Origin of the sequence: uncultured Nostoc sp., assembly GCF_964245575.1 — a bacterium.
Taxonomy (GTDB): Bacteria; Cyanobacteriota; Cyanobacteriia; order Cyanobacteriales; family Nostocaceae; genus Nostoc.
Window position 1 is genome coordinate 1 of the sequence record NZ_CAXTNP010000491.1, and the last position, 3,185, is coordinate 3,185.

A 3,185-nucleotide genomic window follows, 5' to 3' on the forward strand; every position below is an offset into this window, starting at 1 on the left:
GGCGAACGCATTTGTTATTTCGGCGAACGCATTTGTTATTTTGGCGTGTCCAGAACGCACTCTACTGGCGTGTCATTACTCAAATGTTGCAAAAAAATGTAGGTTGGGTTGACGTAAGGAAACCCAACCTACACCTTTTGACCACCCGCAACTGTTCGTTCCCAATGGACATCCGGGTAATGAGAGATCCGTTACCAACGATGGTACGGGCAAAGCTACAGATAGCCTACTGGAAATTCCTGCTGTTGGTAGGTATGGCGGTAGTGGTATACGAAATTTCTTGAATTAATACCATTTCACGAAATACCTGATACCGATCAAGGTGTAGGGGCACGGCAGTGCCGTGCCCCTACGGGTGTACTTCACGTAAACGAGAACTATGAGTCGCCAACCGAGAAATTTTCAACCAGGATTTTCTTATCACGTTACTACTCGCTGCAATAACCGCGAGTTTAACCTGGCGCAGCGAGAATGTCGGGAGGTCTTTTTGTATGCTATCAAAAAGGCTTTGGACAAATATGGTTTTAAGCTTTATGCTCTGTGCATTCTGTCAAACCACGTACACTATCTCATAGAACCTGCCGCCCACCAAGACTTGCCCAAAATCATGCATTTCTTGAATTGGTACACAGCGATGTGTTTTAACAGAATGTTAAATCGTACTGGACATTTCTGGGAAAAGCGATATTACTGTGATGGGTTTCCTCCCACAGATACGCAGCGAGCATTAAATACTTTACGCTACATTCATGGCAACCCCAAGGCTGCACAAATGCGGCAGAGTTTTTTTTACGATTTCAGTAATTATGGTAGTTACGACGGGTTGACTAATGATGGCTTAACTCTCTGGCATCCAGCTTTTTTACAATTGGGCAAAACATTAGATGAATGTGCCAAAAAGTATCGTGGGTTTTGCCAAAGGTATAAACCGAAGTTAAAAACAGCCAAGCTTTCTTACTGGGGTAGTAAGCTGCTGGCTGGTCATCAGGTTCATAAAGGTAAGCGCAAATGCTCACCTGGCCAATTAGCATTGCCGATTGGGCAGTGCCAGGTATCGGAAAGCCCCGAATTAGCAGAAGTGGTACAGAAATTCGTCCAAGCAAATCGAGGTTGTAGGTTTGATGTGCGGGTGTTGTGAGGTATTATGGAAGTGGAACTAGTAGAAGTGGTAAATTTTTCTTTCAGATTTATTCTTCGTCAATATCAATGGAGATTCGAGATCCAGGGAGATTATTTAATAGATTTGAAACCCCCGGCGGAGCTAGATTTGAAACCCCCGGCGGAGCTAGATTAACCAAACTCTTATTGACACTACCCGCTGACACAATACTTCCCACCGCGTTAACTTTTCCCACCGATAACGGAGTCCCTCCTACAATCTTCGATGCTTGGGAGTCATCAAGTTCCTCGAAAACTAGAGAGAATTTCGCTTCGCTTTTCTTTGTCACTTTGAACGTCCTCTACATGTTGTTAGTTGATTCACAGTCAGCTATTGACTGCATGATTAATAATACAAACCGGAGATGCGAGAAATCAAGGGTTTATACAAAACATCCTACCTTACCCACTTTTCCCACCTTTTTTACGAAGCGTGACTTGATGAATGGGAACGGGATAAAAAAGATGAGTTGTGAGCTAAAAGTTATTGAAACAAAAACAAACCTCACTCATAGTGCTGACTTTAATCCCTCTGGCTGGTTTTACTACGCAAAACCGTCCCTCTCCAACAAGCTAGAAGGACAGACTTGAACTTTAGTTCAACAATAGAGAGGTTCTTAACAGCTCAGGTTAAAAGAAATCAGCCACCCAAGGAGAACTACCTGCAAATATTTGCTCCGCTGCTGAAATAGCGGTTTGTGTCCCATGCAATTTTCCGGCTACTTGCAAATGGTAAGGTGTAAACAAACTCGTATATATTGGTGCTAGTTCTCGGATATCTAGCTGCAACTCACCCTTTCCACCTTTTGTAACTTCACCGCGTCCATTGGCAACAGAAAGAATGAATTTACCATTGTTTGCATCTAACAAATTATCTTGAATATCTAAGTGCAGTTCAGTTTCAATTCCCGATGGATAACCCCGCATCTCCAGCGCCTTGACTACATCTACTACCCGCAGCATCCAACGCATCGTATACGTGAGTTTGGCAGTTTGCTCTGGTAGCAGCAATGTTAAGGAATCAATTGCAGAACTCCTCCATCGCACCTGGTCAATTTGGGAGCGATGACTGGCAAGAAAAGACCAGAACGTTTGTGCAGCCGCAACTGTGAGAATTACCCAATCCTTTATCCGCAGGATTGTGCCATCCTCTTTTGAATGTTGGCTAAAGAGGATGTAGCCTTCGGGTTTCTCTTTAGTACCAATAAAATATGCGTAAAATGTTTCCTTTTCATCTGGTTGGATTAAGCGCTCCCAGATTGCAGGATGTCGGTCTAAATATCCATGCGTTAATCTCGCCTGCTGCTGATATAGTTCATGAAAGACTTGATGATTGATTGGCACTATTGGTTGCAAAGGTAGAGGTTGCTCCCGCACTTGAATACTTTTAGTAGGAACTTCCCAATTACACCAGCTACCCCCCTGCTCATACCCGACTTTTCGATACAAGCCTTGAACTGCTGGATAAAGAGCAGAGAGCGGTATACCTCTAGCATAGAGTTCTTTGAGGGTGTGCTGCATGAGAGCGATCGCAGCTCCCGAACCGCGATACTCTGGAGCAATGCCCACTACGGCAATTCCTGTCATTGGTACACGCTCACCACCCCACCACTGGCCCATATCCAGAGTTGCCAATCCACCAATTAATTGTTCTGACTCACGAATAATGCGGAAATTTTCCACGCCAAGGAGATTGATGTAAGCCTCCTCGCCACCAAGCCCACTGATGAAACACTGCTCAAAGATACTCCCAAGCTGCTGAATATCCTGGAGATGGGCAAGAGTGCTGTATTCAAATTTAGGCGTCATCTCTTATACCATTAATAATACTAAAGCAAAACTATACTACAACTAAGGTTGCTTGAAATTTGACCTTCTGAGGCTCAACTTTGACCTTCTGAGGCTCAATGTTGACCTTCTGAGGCTCAATGTTGACCTTCTGAGGCTCAACTTTGACCTTCTGAGGCTCAACTTTGACCTTCTGAGGCTCAACTTTGACCTTCTGAGGCTCAATGTTGACCTTCTGA

At 44.2% G+C, this 3,185-nt stretch carries 4 protein-coding genes; 2 read left to right on the top strand and 2 right to left on the bottom strand.

What is annotated here, in order from left to right; genetic code table 11:
• Nucleotides 1-284 (top strand): hypothetical protein (locus tag ACFFAP_RS37445; protein WP_375515947.1); only part of this gene is annotated, 284 nt, incomplete at its 5' end.
• Nucleotides 285-379: 95 nt separating this feature from the next.
• Nucleotides 380-1,138: a transposase gene (locus ACFFAP_RS37450; RefSeq protein ID WP_375515948.1), complete on the top strand. Its 759-nt coding sequence runs from the start codon at nucleotides 380-382 to the stop codon at nucleotides 1,136-1,138.
• Nucleotides 1,139-1,788: 650 nt separating this feature from the next.
• On the opposite strand, the gene eis is transcribed toward ACFFAP_RS37450, so the two are convergent.
• Both eis and ACFFAP_RS37460 read right to left on the bottom strand, forming a co-directional pair.
• Nucleotides 1,789-2,967 (bottom strand): enhanced intracellular survival protein Eis, encoded by a 1,179-nt coding sequence (eis, locus tag ACFFAP_RS37455; RefSeq protein WP_375515949.1) that lies wholly within the window; start codon nucleotides 2,965-2,967, stop codon nucleotides 1,789-1,791.
• Nucleotides 2,968-2,998: 31 nt separating this feature from the next.
• Nucleotides 2,999-3,185: hypothetical protein (locus ACFFAP_RS37460; RefSeq protein WP_375515950.1), on the bottom strand; the 187-nt coding region annotated here is incomplete at its 5' end.